The sequence below is a fragment of the Listeria monocytogenes ATCC 19117 genome (assembly GCF_000307025.1).
Taxonomy (GTDB): Bacteria; Bacillota; Bacilli; order Lactobacillales; family Listeriaceae; genus Listeria; species Listeria monocytogenes_B.
Genome location: NC_018584.1, coordinates 2,657,801 through 2,673,551 on the forward strand (window position 1 = coordinate 2,657,801; position 15,751 = coordinate 2,673,551).

Consider the following 15,751-nt stretch of genomic DNA (forward strand, 5'->3'; position numbering starts at 1 on the left):
TTTTTATTTTTCCTTTAACGAATGCGCATGGATGAGGGCGATCATTCTCTCGGTGATTGCTTCTTCCACGTGTCCACTTTCGATAAAATCGAGCGGATAATATAATTTAATATCGGTCCGGCGCTCTCGACCAATCGCCTCAACAACCGGAGACTCGGTCGATAACTCACGCAATTCCCCATTTCCCATCAATAGTTTAATTGGGTCTTTGCCACTTCCCACTCCAGGAAGATAGTAATCATAAGGTAAATCGCTGGAAGAATCAATTACTAAATAATAAGACGGATCAATATCGGCCTTTTCAAGAAGTCCTTTTAGTTCTGCGTAAAGTTCTGCATCTTCTTTCGGATCGTAGTTAATGTATCGTAGCAATCTTCTATTCAAAAAGCGACTACATAAATCACTCAAAATCGGATCTTCTTCCTCTTGCCAAATAGAAAAATAGTACATCAACACAATATCATCAAGCACAATATAATCTTTTAAACTCACTTCATTTAAAAAGAATGGTAGCACTTGAATAGGGGTAGCTTGAAATTCATATCCAGCACAATATAACTTTTTGGCACGCTCAAGGATTTTCCATAATAGCACTTCACCGCTACGACTAACTGGATGAAAATACACTTGTTGATACATTTGATAACGACTCATAATATAATCTTCTACCGCATGCATGCCAGAATATTTTACAATAACACCATTGCCATCTGGGCTTGGGCGTAGAACTCGCAAAATCCGCTCTAAATCAAACTTTCCATAGCTCACTCCAGTATAATAGGCATCTCGCAGCAAATAATCCATTCGGTCAGCATCAATCTGACTCGAAATCAACTTCACCAATGTTTGATTCGGATAATTTTTCTTAATAATAGCAGCAACTTTAAGCGGAAATTCTTCTCCTGCTCTCATCAATATTTTATTAACTTCCGTATCTCCAATAATTATCTCTTGCGTGTATGATTCATGGTCCGTTCCAAATACTTTTTCAAAAGCGTGAGAAAATGGTCCGTGACCTAAATCATGCAAAAGCGCTGCACACAATGCCACCATGCGCTCCTCTGGATCCAGTTGTGGTTCATTCGCAAATGTGACATCGATTATTTGCCGAACAATTTCGTAAACGCCTAACGAATGATTAAAACGGCTATGTTCCGCCCCATGAAAAGTAAGTGAAGTTGTCCCCAATTGATGGATACGCCGCAAACGCTGAAACTCTTTTGTAGCAATCAAATCCCAAATTATCTTATCAGAAACATGTACATATCCATGAACCGGGTCTTTGAATACTTTCTCTTCCCTTAGTTTCTCTGTTAAATAACTCATACAACCTCCTCCTCTCAAGTAAGCACTTTATCATTTCGGGCAATTAAACGTTCATAATAGGCTGGGAAAAGATCTAACTCTTCAGACGTAAGCGTACCAGATACAAGCTCACCTGCGTAATGCCGCAAACTGTTGAAAAGGCGTACTAACGTTCCATTTAAACTTATATCATTTTTCATTAAGTCCGAAAGCGAACCCATAACATTCGGATTCACATCTGGAAAAGTATATTTTGTTTGCTTTGCTTTTCCGCTAATCGTATAGAAATCGCGGATCAGTTCTGAGCGAGTAGTTTGATCCCCATCAATAGCTAAATAAATTTGGACCGCTACCCCTTTTGCCATTCTACGCTGAGAAATACCAGCGAATTTTTTCCCTTGAATACTAAGGTCGTAACTACCAGGACAATAAGAGTCTTCTATTTCTTTTGCTTCAATTACCTCATTACAATCTACGAACATGTCTTTGATAAGCGTAAACATCGTTTCATAACCACGCTCAATCGCAATTCCGCGTTCTGCATCTGGGAGCACCATAGACAAATTAAGTACCCCTGAATCAAGGACAACTGCTAAACCACCGGAATTTCTAACTACAACACGGTAGCCTTGTTCTTGTAAAAAGGCAATTCCTTTATCTATATCAGGCAACTTAGAATCTTGAATTCCAAGGGAAACTGTTTTTTCATGCACCCAGCCGCGAACAGTAGATGGCGCCATTCTTGCTCCGACCGAGCGACATAGCGTATCATCTGTCGCAAATGATTGAATGGCATCGAAAGCCGGATTAATCGTTGTATTATCAATAAATCGCCACACATCTTGTTTTAGTAAGGTGTCTTCTATATTCATCTCTATGTCCTCCATGATTTTCTTTTTGTTATTATAGCATACCGACAGCAAAATTAGATGCAAATGGCTTAAAATAGCCATTTAATCATGAATAACAATTTTTGAGCGGTTATTTGACTTTTTTACGCTTAATGTTGAAAACTATGGCTGTAATGATTGATATAACAACTGATTTGAGAATTATATCTTTTTTCATTTTCATCGCCTCATTTCCTCCTCTTATTATAACAAACTTACCATACAAAAAAACCTAACTTCTGTAAAAGAAATTAGGTTCAATATATCTAAAAGCCTAGGGAGCTTTTTTAGCAAATGTATTACCAGTTGTAGCGGTCTTCATTGTCGCGGCTCGAGCGTTTTGGAGAATTACCCCACATACGATAAAGCAGATATCCAATACCACCTAGTATAAGTACTGGGAATAAGAAGTGAAGCGTGATTCCAACGATATCAAGTACGATATTAAGTGCGATAAATCCTAAAATAACTGTAAAAAATATTTTCCAAAAACTATTCATGATTTTTTCCTCTTTTCTAATTTTATTTACTACTTGCAAGTGGAACACTGTTTATTTCCTTGGCTTGGACGAGTAATTCATTGTCTTGAACGACGATTTTGTACTGTTTATTCTTTTTAAGTTGTGTTGTTGACATGAAGTTAACTTTGTGACTGTTTCCTTGATTATCTAAACACGATTCCCGGAATGAGTACCCTTTAAATTTTGACTTGGTAACTTCTTTTCCATCGTTTTTGATTGTAACGTAATATGTATTTGCTGCCGATCCAATTGGTGCTGAAAATTCAATTACAACCATTGTTAATACAAAAATTGCAGCCAGTAAACCGAAAAGTCCCTTTTTCATTGTTTTTACCGTCCTTTTTTGTTGATAGGTTTATTATAGAGGAGATCAAAAAAAGGAACGAACGGCTCTAGGCTGAAAATTGGTACATCCTAAGTCTTATTTTCTTTCGGGTATAAAAATAGAGCCTAGTTTGGTTAACTAGACTCTTTTAAATTAATTTTTTTCAATCCATTTGTAGTTTTCTGAACCGATTGGATACGTGGTGTAGTTTTTCAGGTTGCTTTTTTGCAAGTACGCGCGGCCACCTTGGTATAGCGGGATAAGCACGGCGTTATCTTTAAGTAAAATTTGTTCTGCTTCTAGTAGTGCTTGCCATCTTTTTTCTGGGTCTGCCGAAAGTTTACCCTTGGCTCCTAGGACTAATTCATCGTATTTAGCATCCGAGAAGCCTGTGTGGTTCCCCGGGCTGTTTGTTAAGAATAGGTTGAGGTATGTGAGCGGATCTTGATAATCGCCACCCCATCCACCTAGTAACAGTTCAAAATCTTGTGTCACATCTGCTTGGAAACTCGCTTGGTTTGTGACATTTTTTAATTTGATTGTTAGTCCAGGCAGATTTTCTTCTAATTGATTTTGGATAAATTCTGTTTGTTTGCGTTGCAAGGACGTGTCGCCACTTGTTAACGTAAGTGTTAATTCGGTTTTCCCGATTTCTTTCAAGCCTTGCTTCCATGCGTTTGTAGCTTCTTGTTGGTCAAACTTGAGTAAGTCGCCGTTTTGTTTACGGAAATCCTCTTTTGTCTCTGGGTCAAACATGATATCACCGGGAACATCCCCGTTTAATGCTTTAGATCCATTTGCAAGTAGTGTATTGACCATGCCAGTCTTATCGATAGCCATCGCTAAACCGCGACGTAAGTTTAAGTTAGCTAAATCCGTTTTCACGCCATCTTTGCCTTGGTTCATTTTCATATAAACAGAGCGTCCAGTTGCTTCTTTATGGAAGTTTTTATCATCTTTGTATTGTTTAACAAATTCACCATCAAGCTCTACGCGGTCCAATTTATTTGTATTGTATAAGTTTAAAGCCGCATTAGTATCTTTTACAACAGTTACATGGATTTTTTTAGTTGGAACGTTCTTTTTATCCCAGTAAGTAGGATTTTTAACGTAATCCCATGTCATATTTGTTCCATTCCAATTTTCTAATTTATACGGGCCGTTGGAAATCAATGTGTCGCTTTTAGTCCCATAACGGTCACCTTGTTTTTCTACAAACGCTTGGTTTTGTGGGAAGAACGTGCCCGTCGTTAGGAGTTCTTTGAATATTGGCACCGGGTTTTCTAGTTCGATTTGTAGTGTTTTGTCGTCTAACGCTTTGATTCCAAGTTCATCCGGTGACATTTCACCTTTTAAAATTTGGGTAGCATTTTTGACGATTTCCTCCATTTGCGGTCCGTATGCAGCGGCTGTTTTTGGATCCACCACTTTTTTCCAAGCGTATTCAAAATCATGCGCCGTCACTGGGTCGCCATTGGACCAATTAGCATCTTCGCGAATTTTAAAAATAAGTGTTTTCCCGCCATCTTTTTCTTCAGGTTCACTGGCAGCTAGAGCGAGTGCCGGTTTCCCGTTTTTATCTAATCGATATAATCCTTCAAAAATTTGATTGATTACTCGGAAACTTACGCTATTGTCTGCGAGTGTTGGACTTGCATTCGGAATTCCACTCGTTTCCATGATGTTAACCACTTTGGATTTCTTGTCGGATGTTACTTTTTCATTTTCCCCTTTATTGCCAGACTGACATGCTGTAAGTGCTAGTAAACATAATAAACTGAGTGCCACTACCATTTTTCTGGCTGTTTTATGCAATATTTCTCCTCCTCTTTTGTAAGCGCTTTTTGATTACGCAAAAAAATGACGGACTTCCTGCCAAATTCGCGCAGAACTTCCGCCACCATTATAAACCGAAACTGTATCAATTGTAAATAAAAACTGTTATATTTTTATTTCTTATTAAGGTAAACTCCTGACCCAACAACAATAACACACATCGTCATCAACATTGCTAGCATTAAGTAACTGGGATCATTGCGCATAAACAAAGCAAGAATAAAACAGATTGTACCAGCTATATTAAGTGTAACAGTTGTGATTTTTCTAAGTAGGTTTCTTGACCATGCATCGATCTTTTTAAAACCAATCATCGTTAAAAATTTAAAGAGTTTTTTCGAGTATTGAATGTAGGCCGCAACAACGAACATGAATGCTCCTGCTGTGACTAGAGAAAATCTACCAGTCGGGATATCGTAACCTAGCGCGTATACAATAATACTCATTTGAATGATTGTTAACAGCACTAACAACAGTCTAAAACAATATTCAAATTCCAACAAACTCTCTTGATTCACTTTTTCTTTTCCGTAATATTCCGTTCCCGTAAACATAATCATTAAAAAAGGAATCAGAATTAAGCCAAGCCACTTTTGCATAAACATATCTGGGGAGAAGTCCGTACCGAAATGCACCGCCACTTCAGAAGGTAGTAGCGGATATAACACAGCAGAAATTCCTACTGTGAAAAGAATTATCATACTAGGAAATATACCAACTTTCCTCATTCCCCTCACCTCTTCCAATATAATTACTGGCAATAGGCGACAAGTTCCTCCCTTGTTTCGATAAGTTGCACTTTCTCGGTATTTGCTAATTGCTCTTTCGTTTCATCAAAACCTTGTTCAGATAATGCACGTGTCGCTGGTAAATAAACTAATACAGAAAAGCCTGCCCTACTTAACTGTATAACCGTAGTTTTCACACAAAAATCAAAAGCTAAACCTCCAACAAGAACTAAATCGACTTTTTGTTCCCGTAAATATTCTAGAACACCTGTTGAAAGCTGTTCAACAATATCGTGGTAACAAGCGCCGTACGGATGAATATCCGGCTCCATACCTTTCCAAATAAAGTAATCATAATCAGTCACAACTGGTAAACCATCTAATAATTCAAAACCTTTTGTACCTGGTTCACAGTGCCTTACCCAAGTACGGTCTGCATTTGGATATTCGAGTTCAGCCAGCATTTCGTCTTTGGAATCCACTACCCATACGGCATTTTGCGGATGGGCGTCCTTACTACCAATTCGAAGAGAAGCAAGACTTGCCATAAAATTAAGTTCTGGCACAATTTTGTCTCCGCCCGAAACCGGTAATTCATCGGGACAAAGCGGCGTAAAACCTTTTTGTGCATCAATATCAAAAGCAGCAATTTTCATTTAATTTTCCTCCAAGTTTTTATACGTTAGTTGGGCAAACTGGCCGAAACGAGTTACTTCTTCTAGCTCTAGCGCGTGCTCTCTATCTTCTTCAAAGAGTGGAATTCCTTTTCCTAAAATAATGGGCGCAATCGTTATCACAAACCGATCTATCGCCTTCTCTTTTAAAAATTGTTGCACTAATTTTGCGCCACCTACAAGCCAGATTTTTTCACCATCAATGTTATTCAGCCATGTATCAACAGTCCCAGCTACAAAGTCGGCATACTCATCTTTTGTCCCAGCTTTCGTGTTGGAAAAAACGTAGACATCTTTTTTACTGTAAGGGAATGTGTCAGTAAGCGAGAAAATTTGTTGATACGTCGTCCGGCCCATTACAACTGTATCTACGTTGTCAAAGAAAGCTTCATAACCCGCATCCCCTTCACTATCAATAGATTCTAACCATTCGACACTTCCGTTTTCATCTGCAATATAACCGTCCAAACTAACCGCGATATATAGCGCAACTTGTTTTTCACTCATTATTACTCAAATCCTTTCACTACTAATTTTCCAATCATTTTTCCGGATGAGATAATTTTGTGAGCTTCTTCTATTGTCGCCGCGTTCACGGGTGATAAAACTTGATTTAATGTCGTTGTTAATTCGCCCGCATCTAGCATATGAGCTGCTTCTGTTAAAATTTCATGCTGTCTGATTTTATCTGTTGTATCATATTTCGAACGAGTAAACATGAATTCATAGCTGAAAGTAGCACTCTTGTCTTTTAAAAGAGTCATTTTCACTGGCTCTGCAAGTTCTACAATAGAGCAAATTTTCCCTTGTGGGCGAATCGCTTCTTGCATCTCATCCCAGTGAGCACTCGTGTTATGCAAACATAAAATAAAATCAACTCCCTGCTCAAATCCAAGTTCTTCCAGTTGTTCTGGGATGTTTTCTCGGTGGTTGATAACATAGTTCGCGCCGTGGCTCTTAGTCCATTCTACTGTTTCTGGGCGTGAGGCCGTGGCGATGACTTCAAGACCAGCATGTGCAGCTAGTTGGGTCGCAATAGAACCAACACCACCAGCGCCATTAATAATTAAAATTGATTTACCTTTATCATTTTCAGTAATAGTTAAACGATCAAACAATGCTTCCCAAGCTGTAATAGTTGTCAGTGGCATCGCAGCAGCTTCCTCTACGTTCAAGTTATGTGGTTTCAAACCAACTAACCGCTCATCAATTAAAGTGTATTCTGCGTACGCTCCTTGCCTTGTGACGTCACCTGCGAAATAAACGTCTTGCCCGGTTTGAAATAATGCAACTTCACTCCCAGTATCTACTACTTCTCCAACCGCATCCCAACCTAAAATCCGTACTTCATCTCCAGATAGCTTCGTTGCTTCACGTTGTTTAGTATCTACCGGATTGATGGAAATCGCTTTAATTCTAACTAGTAAATCATGGTTTTCTGGTACTGGCTTGTCGATTTCTATATCCACAAAATCCGTTGACGCTCTCGTTAATCCTACAGCTTTCATTTGACAACACCTCTCGTTTCCTTTTCCCGAATTTCTTAAAATAATGCACATTTAGATAAAAAAGCCTTCTCAAACTCACTGAGAAGGCTTTAAAACTTATTTTTCGTCGAGCAATTCGCTATCTTTGAATTTCATTTTTGCATGGCAGGCCGGGCATTTGATTTTCAACTTGCCACCGTGTGAATGAGTATGGTCGCTAGCTTCTTTTTTGGAAAGAAGCATTTTGCTAGCTTTTTTTAGTAGCGGTATAGCGATAATTACACCGATGATTGTGAACATTGCTAGAACCCCGATAAATACTAAGGTTACGGCAACTACAGCGATAAAAGTTTTTTTCAAAAAATGTCCTAAATCAACTTGTTCTTCCATCTAAACCAACTCCTCTAATTGATACTTTAATCATATCATGAAGCGGCATTAATTGCAGTGATGATGGTGAGCGTGATTTCCTTCAAGTTGAATCGTACTATGTTCTAAAGAGAAGTTTTCTTGCAAATAATGCTCAATATCTGCCAAAATCTTATCTCGGTCGGCATCTTCGCATACGGTCAAATGAGCTGTAAGAGCATTGAAATCCGAAGTAATCGCCCATACATGTAAATCATGCACTTCTTTGACACCGTCTTGCTGTTGGAAAAACGTTTTGATTTCTTCTGTATCGACATTCGCTGGTTTTCCTTCCATCAAAATATGAATCGCATCTTTCAGTACACGCCAACCACTAACTAAGATAAGTGCCGCAACAATAACACTCGCAATCGGGTCAGCGATATTCCAGCCAAGGAAAATAATGAGTAACGCGGCAATAATCGCACCAACAGAGCCAAGCAAATCTCCAAGCACATGCAAGAACGCACTACGCATATTCAAATTTTCGCTAGTGTCACCTTTCATTAAAATCCAAGCGACCAAAATATTAATAAGCAATCCGATAACAGAAATAGTCATCATTCCAGCTCCAATTACTTGTGGCGGATCAAAGAAGCGACCAATCGCTTCATAGAATATAAAAACAGAAATCCCAACGAGCGTTAATCCATTAAGAAATGCAGCTAAAATTTCAAATCTTTTATAGCCATATGTTTTATCGGAGCTTGCTGCTTTTTCGCCAAATTTAAATGCAGCTAAACTTAAACCTAGCGCCACGGCGTCAGAGAGCATGTGCCCCGCATCAGAAAGTAGCGCCAAACTATTGGTCATAATTCCACCAATAACTTCGACTACCATAAATGTAGCAATTAGAATAAAACTGATAAATAATGATTTTTTGTTGGCATTATGCGCATGATTATGATTGTGTCCATGAGCATGATCGTGGTTATGTGCCATATGATTACTTCCCCTCTGTAAGTAGCTAATTTCCTTATATGCATATGTTAGCATATATACATTTTAAGTGCAACCATTCTTATAAAAAAACTTCCATTTTGAGATTCATATAAAATGAAACTAACGGAAGTAATTCTACGAGTACAAGAGTCATGTATCCAGCAAATATAAAAAAGTCCACCAAAATGAAATTAGCAGGTAAATCTACTAAAGAAATTATACGAGCGTTAAACATCAAAAAACTAACACAACAAAAATTAGGCTACCAATCTCCCATTAATTTCAGGAAACAAGCAGCCTAATTTAAGTGATTTTTATTCCATTCTCATTTTTTTATGTCAGTACATTAGTGAAATATTATCTAATAGTTCTTTTTCTTATAAAATTTCTTCTTGCATAAATAACCCTAGCCCGCCGATATCATGATGCTTTGCGATTTTATCTGCTTTTTCTAAAGCTAGCGGAATGCCATTCTCCATTGCTACACCAATTTCGGCTAATTCAATCATACCGACATCATTTTCATTATCCCCAAAAGCAATTGTTGAATCAAGATTAATGTAACCATTTTCCGCAAGATAAGTGAGACCTTTTGCCTTATCAATTCCTTCATTCATAATATCAATTAAATTCGAGGCAGACGCGAGAACAGAAAGTGGCAAGCCTTCTAAAGCTGCTTTGATTTCTGCTCGTTTTTCTAAATCTGATTCAATTACGAGTACTTTTAGTGGGAATTCACCTTCTCGAAGCACGCTGAATGGATCCGTAGTTAAAGTAATTGGAACTTGTTCATTTTCCGGTAAAGTTTTATTTAATTCATTGAAAAAGGCGATTTTGCCTGTATTGGTTGGTCCGAGAATTCGCTCCGTTGTATAAATATGATAATTAACGTCCAGCGGTTCAAGCGTTTCTAATACCGTATGTATCAAATCCAGTTCAATATTACTTTTATATAAAATCTCTCCAGTAGTAAAATCGCGTACTAATCCGCCATTACAAGAAATGACTGGCGTTTTGATATTGAGCTCGTGGATAAATGGTAAAATTGCTAAATCCAGTCGCCCCGTTGCAAGGAAAAGTTTTTTTCCGTTTTTTTGCCATTCCATTAAAACTTCTTTGTTGAGGGGATGAATTTGATCACCTTTTTTTACTAGTAATGTTCCGTCCATATCTGTAATAACTGTATCAATCGCTACATTTGCCAATAGTTTTCGCACCCTTCTAAATTTCCGTTATTATGTACCTCGATTATAGACGAGTTTCGCATGATTGTCACGCCGATATTTGGTATACTAAATGGGAATGGAGGACGATAATTAGTGAAGAAATATTTTATAACAATCATGATTTTACTTTTTGGCGCGTTATTTCTCAGTGCTTGTCAAAAAGATGACGAGGTTGAAAATTCTTCTCCTCCTAAAGTAGACTTAAAAAACGAAATACCCATTATTTTAATTCATGGGAGCGGTGGCGATACACATTCTTTAGATGAAATGGCAGATCACTTAATGAATGAATACAAAAGTTCTAATGAAGCAATGTCAATGTCAATTAACTCAAAAGGAAAAATCACATACCAAGGCAAGCTAACAAAAGATGCCAAACGTCCCATTATCAAATTTGGCTTCGACCAAAACCAAGCAACTCCAGATGATTGGTCTAAATGGTTAAAAATCGCAATGGAAGATTTGAAGTCACGTTACGGTTTCACACAAATGGACGGAGTTGGTCATTCTAACGGCGGCTTGGCTTTAACTTATTTTGCAGAAGACTACTCTAATGACAACGCGGTCCCTACTCTGCGCAAATTAGTTGCTATTGGCTCTCCTTTTAATGATTTGGACCCAGACGATAATGGCGAAGATTTAGCTTTTAATAAATTACCATCCAACACCCCTCAACTAGATTATTTTATTGACAAGGAAACTAAAATTAGTACTGACCTAGAAGTACTATCCATTGCTGGAGCTCTTAGTGAAGATAATTTAACCGATGGTATTGTCCCAACGAATAGTTCACTCGCTTCCAGACTTTTCATGCCTAATAACGCAAAAGTCTATATGGAAGATTTACAAGTTGGTGAAAGTGCTATTCACCAAACATTGCATGAAACATCTGAAAGTATCGAAAAAACACATTGGTTCTTAGAGAAATCGAGCCCCGAAAAAAAAGAAATTAAATTAATTTCTAAATAGGAGGAATAATATGCTACATATACAAGCAAAAGTCCAAGTTAAACCTGATTTAGTAGCGGAATTCTTGGTGGAAGTGAATTTAGTAATCCAAGGCTCGCTTTCAGAAACCGGAAATCATGGCTACGAATTGGTTCACTCTGTAGAAAACGCAAATATTTTCTATATTCTAGAAAAGTGGACTGATGAAGCAGCAATTCAGTTTCATAACGGGACAGAGCATTATAAACGTTTCAAAAAAAATGTCCCCGCTTTTTTAGCAATGCCGATTGAGGTGGATTTGCTTGCGCCAGTTGAGCGACGATAGTATTTTTTTAACAAGAAATCTTTTTGCAACTAACATCATTTTCATCTTAGTAAAGATAAACTTACCTGTATTAGTTTAGCCTTCTTTTGTGCGGATTACTTGTTCATACACTATCTCCTCTACTTCAAGTGATTCTATTGTTTGCTCGCCGTCCACATTAAATGGGTTCCCACTTTAGAAAATAAGCAAAAAGGATTGGCTCGCATACGCGAGCCAATCCTTTTTTAATCCTTCAAATAGCCATCTTCAATCCGAATTACGCGGTCAACTAAGTCTAAAACTCGTTCATCATGCGTAACCATGATGGCAGCTTTATTTTTTCGTTTTACTTCATCCGCAATCATTTGGACTACTTTGTGACCACGGTTCGCATCTAAGCTTGCGGTTGGTTCGTCCGCTAAAATAATATCGGGGTCGTTCATCAGTGCTCTAGCAATAGCGACACGTTGTTTTTCACCACCCGATAAACTTTCCGGGTAATTGTTTTCGCGAGCAGTTAAACCTAATTCTTTAAGTAATTCATCTGCTTTTTCTTTCGCACCCCGCCCTTTTTCACCAGATAGTTCCGCAATTACGAGTAACTGATCACGGACATTTAAGTACGGGATTAGGTTCGCACCTTGGAAAATGAATCCTACTTTATCGAGCCGCACTTTTGTTAATTCTTTGCTTGTAAGGTCATTTAACACTTTTCCACCTATAGCAATTTCTCCTTCTGTTGGGGATAATAAGGCGCCTGCGATAGATAAAAATGTACTTTTCCCGGCGCCTGAAGGTCCAACGATTGCAACGAATTCTCCTTGCGCCACTTCTAAAGATACATTTTTCAATACTTCGATGACTTGCTCGCCATCCTGATAATTTTTAGAAATATTTTTCATCATTAAAGTCATTAGTTTGCCCTCCCAATTGCTTCTAACGCGTCTACTTTTGCTACACGATAGAGTGATAACATCGATCCAATGACTGCTACAACAAGGAATAAGGCAGAACAGCCGATTGCAAGTACCGGGCTAAGTGTAAATGGCATGCTCGCCGGTAAAATTGCTGCAAGACCGAATGTTAAGCCATTACCAATTAACAAACTGACAACTGATAGGAAAACAACTTGGGTAACGATACTTCGGCCTAAATAGGCTGTTCGTGCGCCAACTGCTTTTAAAATCCCAAATTGGTTGATTTTTTGAATCGTAATGACGTAAAAGAAAGCAGCTAGAACAAATGCGGCGATGACGAACAAAAAGGCAATCATCATCAGTAGCGATCCTTGTTCTTCTGAGTAGCCAGGGATACCTTGAAGCACTTCTTTACTAGACGAAAGTTCCATGGAGCCGAGTGATAGGTTTTTAGCTGTGCTTTCAGAAACATCTAGCGCTACGGCGTTATATTCTCCTTCTGCTGCTTGGTTCGTTTGATGCACTAATTTCCAAGCATCCCAGCCGACGAATATAACCGGTGAATGGCTAAATGTGTTATTTTTGGTGAAGGCGGTAATCGTGAACTCTTCTCCTGTTGCGCTATCTTTGAGTTTGCTGCCTAATTTATAACCAGACTCTTTTAAAGAAATATCGGCTACTACTTCTTTTGTTTTCTCTGGCTCTGTTCCTTCTGTGATGGCCGGTTTCATGAAGCCTGTTTTATCTATACCGAAATAAGTAATGTCTGTTTTTTTATCTTTGTTGGGTGGTGTGATCGTGCCCATTTGCACGCCTAGGTTGGTGCTTTCTGATTTTTTCACTTGCTTCGCTACGCTGTCTGTTTCGGACGCGGTTAAATTGGACCTCGTTAAGCGATTATCCGAGTCTTTTTGTAAAACATAATAAGTTGCTTTATTGGATGAAATGGCTGCCCCATTGTCGTTTGCAAGTCCATTCGCAAGTCCCGTTACAAACAAAACAAGCCATGCGATTAACACCATAATTAATCCAATTAGAATATAGCGTAATTTTGCGTGTTTTAATTCTCTTAATGCCAAAAACATTCCGTTCAACTCCTTCTAAGATCTTATCCTTAGTTTAAAGAAGTTTTGTAAACGGAATGTGAATCGGATTTTACAAATTTAGTTTTTTGGTAGTTTGACTTTGAATGTCGTGCCTTTTTCGGGGCTACTTTGCACGGTTATTTCGCCGTGATGGAGCGTGATAATTTTCTGGCAAATGGATAATCCGAGGCCACTCGAGCCTTCTTCTCGGGTTCGGCTTTCGTTAGCTTTATAAAAACGGTCAAAAATCTTGGCCATATCCTCCTTACCTATGCCGACACCGCTATCTTGAACTTCTACAAAAACATACGTCGCTTTTTCATAAAGGTGGACTTTGATATTCCCGCCCTGTGGTGTGAACTTAATCGCATTAGTTAACAAATTGGACCACACTTGATAAAGTAATTCAGCATCACCCGTATAGTTTACATCTGCTAAGTCTAAATTTATTGTTAGTTCTTTTTCGCGCCAACTCCACTCGGTCATTTGGATTAATTGACGCCACTGCTCGTCTAAGTGAACTGGCTCTTTTTTTCGCAACTCTGATTCTTGGTCAAGTGAAGCGAGTGTGAGTAGTTGTTTGGTTAAGGAAGATAGACGTGTTGTCTCCTCTGATAACACGGTTAAATATTCGGCTTGTTCTTTTTCGGTTAGTGTTACAGAACCTAAAAGTCTCGCAAAGCCTTGCATGGATGTGAGCGGAGATTGTAGTTCATGAGAAACATTGGCGACAAATTCTTGACGGGAAGCTTCAGATTTTTTGAGTTCACTAGCCATTTTCGTAAACGAGTCTGCCAACTGCCCAATTTCATCCTTACGCCGAACTTCAAAGGCTACATCATAATTGCCTTTACGTATTTTTTTCGTCGCATTCGTCAACTTCACGACAGGTTTGACAATATATCTGCCACTAATAAGAACCAACAGAATACTGATGATGGATGTGAAAATAAGTATCATCGCGAAAAATATTCGAAGTTCCCCAAATTGTTTTTCCGGGTCTTGGCGTATGAATAGCGCTAGTTGTTTACCATCAGCTTGGACCGGGACACCAATGGTATTTCGCACATCATTATCAAAAAAGCCTGTGATGAAAATGCCTGTATCAAACGAATCAATTCCATGATATGTCTCTCCGTCCAATACTTGCTTGATTGTCTTATCCGGTAAATCTTTTTTCCGAAAAGCGTCACCATAATAAGTGGATTTTTCCGCGCCATCTGTCAAATATAATTCGTATCCCAGTTCGCCCACATTTTCCAAGTACTCGTTTAAAGAAATCGTAGCATTTGACTCATAAAATTGTTGGACTTCCTCCGCTATTTTGGCAGTTTTTTCGTCGTTAAAAGGTTTTAATTTTATTTGGTAATAAATGTTTGCAAAGAAAAAGCCGAGCAAACTACTGGAAATAATGACGACAAGCATCGTGACAACTATTCGACTATATAACGATTTCATGTTGTCTCCTCCAATTTATAACCAACGCCGCGCACCGTAACAATTCGAATACCATCCTTTTCTTCATCAAAATGGTCCCGCAATCGTTTAATATGTACATCCACTGTACGGTCACTACCATCATAATCACGTTGCCAAATCCGCTCAATTAATTCTTCTCGAGTAAAAATCCGGCCAGGATAGCTTGCTAGCTGATATAAAAGCTCAAATTCTTTCACGGGAATCATTCGTTCTTGGTTGCCAATTTTTATACCATAGCTTTTTTGATCGATAGTAATATTTCCGATATTAATTTTGACTTCGCTCGCTTGATTAGAACGCCGTAGCAACGCACGAATTCGAAAGATTAGCTCTTCTGGTTCAAAGGGTTTTGTGACATAATCATCTGTTCCCACTTCAAAACCGCGTGATTTATCCGCCAGCGCATCTTTGGCTGTCAACATAATAACAGGGATATCAGGATAACTTGTGCGCATTTTTTTGCAAAGTTCAAAACCATCCATGTTGGGCATCATCACATCAATTACAGCTAAATGAACTTGCTCTGTTTCAACTATTTTTTCTGCTTCTACCCCATCGCTTGCCTCAAGTACACGGAAGCCTTCTGCACGCAAATAGTGGCCCACAAGTTTAAGTATATGCCGATCATCATCTACTACTAATATTTGTTTCATTTTCACCGCTCACCTTACTGTCC

18 protein-coding genes and 1 pseudogene are annotated in these 15,751 nt (G+C 38.5%); 2 read left to right on the forward strand and 17 right to left on the reverse strand.

Annotated features, from left to right (window positions below):
• Nucleotides 1-3 precede the first annotated feature (3 nt).
• The 12 genes from LMOATCC19117_RS13110 to LMOATCC19117_RS13165 form a co-directional block, all read right to left on the reverse strand.
• On the reverse strand, nt 4-1,326 hold the full coding sequence (locus tag LMOATCC19117_RS13110; protein ID WP_003726108.1) for an HD domain-containing protein: 1,323 nt from the start codon (nt 1,324-1,326) through the stop codon (nt 4-6).
• Between the two features lie 14 nt (nt 1,327-1,340).
• Nucleotides 1,341-2,177: a lipoyl-[GcvH]:protein N-lipoyltransferase gene (gene lipL / locus LMOATCC19117_RS13115; protein ID WP_003726109.1), complete on the reverse strand. Its 837-nt coding sequence runs from the start codon at nt 2,175-2,177 to the stop codon at nt 1,341-1,343.
• Nucleotides 2,178-2,494: 317 nt separating this feature from the next.
• Nucleotides 2,495-2,695, reverse strand: coding sequence for a hypothetical protein (locus LMOATCC19117_RS13120; RefSeq protein ID WP_003723615.1), 201 nt, complete (start codon nt 2,693-2,695; stop codon nt 2,495-2,497).
• A 22-nt stretch (nt 2,696-2,717) separates the two neighbouring features.
• Nucleotides 2,718-3,041: a YxeA family protein gene (locus tag LMOATCC19117_RS13125; RefSeq protein ID WP_003723616.1), complete on the reverse strand. Its 324-nt coding sequence runs from the start codon at nt 3,039-3,041 to the stop codon at nt 2,718-2,720.
• Between the two features lie 153 nt (nt 3,042-3,194).
• On the reverse strand, nt 3,195-4,856 hold the full coding sequence (locus tag LMOATCC19117_RS13130; RefSeq protein WP_003741195.1) for a peptide ABC transporter substrate-binding protein: 1,662 nt from the start codon (nt 4,854-4,856) through the stop codon (nt 3,195-3,197).
• A 134-nt stretch (nt 4,857-4,990) separates the two neighbouring features.
• Nucleotides 4,991-5,605 carry an SdpI family protein gene (locus LMOATCC19117_RS13135; protein ID WP_003726112.1) on the reverse strand — a complete coding sequence of 205 codons (615 nt, stop codon included), beginning with the start codon at nt 5,603-5,605 and terminating at the stop codon, nt 4,991-4,993.
• A gap of 23 nt (nt 5,606-5,628) precedes the next feature.
• Nucleotides 5,629-6,261, reverse strand: a complete 633-nt coding sequence (locus LMOATCC19117_RS13140) for a nicotinamidase (protein WP_003726113.1) — start codon at nt 6,259-6,261, stop codon at nt 5,629-5,631.
• Nucleotides 6,262-6,786 (reverse strand): dihydrofolate reductase family protein, encoded by a 525-nt coding sequence (locus tag LMOATCC19117_RS13145; protein ID WP_003726114.1) that lies wholly within the window; start codon nt 6,784-6,786, stop codon nt 6,262-6,264.
• Nucleotides 6,787-6,788: 2 nt separating this feature from the next.
• Nucleotides 6,789-7,787 (reverse strand): zinc-binding alcohol dehydrogenase family protein, encoded by a 999-nt coding sequence (locus LMOATCC19117_RS13150; protein WP_003726115.1) that lies wholly within the window; start codon nt 7,785-7,787, stop codon nt 6,789-6,791.
• 96 nt (nt 7,788-7,883) lie between these two features.
• The gene (locus tag LMOATCC19117_RS13155) at nt 7,884-8,156 is read right to left on the reverse strand and encodes a hypothetical protein (RefSeq protein WP_003731607.1); all 273 of its coding nucleotides are present in this window, start codon (nt 8,154-8,156) and stop codon (nt 7,884-7,886) included.
• 48 nt (nt 8,157-8,204) lie between these two features.
• Nucleotides 8,205-9,116, reverse strand: coding sequence for a cation diffusion facilitator family transporter (locus tag LMOATCC19117_RS13160; protein WP_003726117.1), 912 nt, complete (start codon nt 9,114-9,116; stop codon nt 8,205-8,207).
• A 377-nt stretch (nt 9,117-9,493) separates the two neighbouring features.
• A complete protein-coding gene (locus LMOATCC19117_RS13165) occupies nt 9,494-10,321 on the reverse strand; it encodes a Cof-type HAD-IIB family hydrolase (protein ID WP_003731608.1) in 828 nt (275 codons plus the stop codon).
• 114 nt (nt 10,322-10,435) lie between these two features.
• On the opposite strand from LMOATCC19117_RS13165, the gene LMOATCC19117_RS13170 reads away from it, so the two are divergent.
• Nucleotides 10,436-11,311 carry an alpha/beta hydrolase gene (locus tag LMOATCC19117_RS13170; protein ID WP_003731609.1) on the forward strand — a complete coding sequence of 292 codons (876 nt, stop codon included), beginning with the start codon at nt 10,436-10,438 and terminating at the stop codon, nt 11,309-11,311.
• 10 nt (nt 11,312-11,321) lie between these two features.
• Nucleotides 11,322-11,615, forward strand: coding sequence for a putative quinol monooxygenase (locus tag LMOATCC19117_RS13175; protein ID WP_003728392.1), 294 nt, complete (start codon nt 11,322-11,324; stop codon nt 11,613-11,615).
• Here the strand turns inward: LMOATCC19117_RS13175 and LMOATCC19117_RS15060 are convergent.
• The 5 genes and pseudogenes from LMOATCC19117_RS15060 to LMOATCC19117_RS13195 form a co-directional block, all read right to left on the reverse strand.
• Nucleotides 11,565-11,771 (reverse strand): annotated as a pseudogene (locus tag LMOATCC19117_RS15060) (hypothetical protein). The gene LMOATCC19117_RS13175 and the pseudogene LMOATCC19117_RS15060 overlap by 51 nt on opposite strands.
• Before the next feature lie 68 nt (nt 11,772-11,839).
• On the reverse strand, nt 11,840-12,508 hold the full coding sequence (locus tag LMOATCC19117_RS13180; protein WP_003728390.1) for an ABC transporter ATP-binding protein: 669 nt from the start codon (nt 12,506-12,508) through the stop codon (nt 11,840-11,842).
• Complete coding sequence (locus LMOATCC19117_RS13185) at nt 12,508-13,596, reverse strand: ABC transporter permease (RefSeq protein ID WP_003726476.1); 1,089 nt, start codon at nt 13,594-13,596, stop codon at nt 12,508-12,510. Before LMOATCC19117_RS13185 ends, LMOATCC19117_RS13180 begins: the two co-directional genes overlap by 1 nt.
• A 78-nt stretch (nt 13,597-13,674) precedes the next feature.
• Nucleotides 13,675-15,054 (reverse strand): sensor histidine kinase, encoded by a 1,380-nt coding sequence (locus LMOATCC19117_RS13190; RefSeq protein ID WP_003734480.1) that lies wholly within the window; start codon nt 15,052-15,054, stop codon nt 13,675-13,677.
• Nucleotides 15,051-15,728 carry a response regulator transcription factor gene (locus LMOATCC19117_RS13195; protein ID WP_003726478.1) on the reverse strand — a complete coding sequence of 226 codons (678 nt, stop codon included), beginning with the start codon at nt 15,726-15,728 and terminating at the stop codon, nt 15,051-15,053. The genes LMOATCC19117_RS13190 and LMOATCC19117_RS13195 overlap by 4 nt, the downstream gene beginning before the upstream one ends.
• Nucleotides 15,729-15,751 lie beyond the last annotated feature (23 nt).